The organism is Mitsuaria sp. TWR114 (assembly GCF_007997345.1).
Map to the genome: position 1 here is coordinate 1 of NZ_VOSR01001068.1, position 611 is coordinate 611.

The following is a 611-nucleotide window of genomic DNA, read 5'->3' on the forward strand; positions in this document are numbered from 1 at the left end:
GTCGTCGCGCAGACCGGCAACGCGCTGCTGCTGACGGGCTGCGGGCTCTTCTATTTCGGCTCGCAGCGCTTCTTCGGCCGGCCGGTGACCTGGCGGCTGTGGGGCGCGATCGCGCTGCTGAGCCTGGCGGTGCTGACCTGGTTCCTGATCCGGCCCGACTACCGCGTGCGCATGGTCGTGTTCACCGGGACGATGACGGCCTGCGTGCTGGCGCACGCGCGGCTGGTCCTGCGGGACGGCCGCGGCTTCGCGGCGCGCCTGATCGCGGGCACGCTGCTGCTGCAGGCGGTCGTGCTGGTCGGGCGCGGCTTGGCGAGCTTCTGGGTGGACGGGGCGCAGTCCTCGCGCTTCGCGATGACGACGGTGCAGACCGCCTACATCGCCAGCTACTGCTTCAGCGTGCTGCTGCTGAGCGTGGGCGTCCTGCTGATGGCCAGCGAGCGGGTGCGCGAGGAATTCGAGCTGCTCGCCACCCGCGACGCGCTGACCGGCGCGCTGACGCGCCGCGCGGTGCTGCAGGCCGGCGGCGAGGAATTCGACCGCTGGCGTCGCTACGGCCAGCCGCTGTCGCTGGTGCTGCTGGACATCGACCACTTCAAGCAGGTCAACGA

Annotated in this window: 1 protein-coding gene; it reads left to right on the plus strand. The window is 71.4% G+C overall.

Features of this window, described 5'->3' with window-relative positions; translation table 11 throughout:
• Positions 1 to 611: diguanylate cyclase domain-containing protein (locus FUT87_RS27415; protein WP_147243018.1), on the plus strand; the 611-nt coding region annotated here is incomplete at both ends.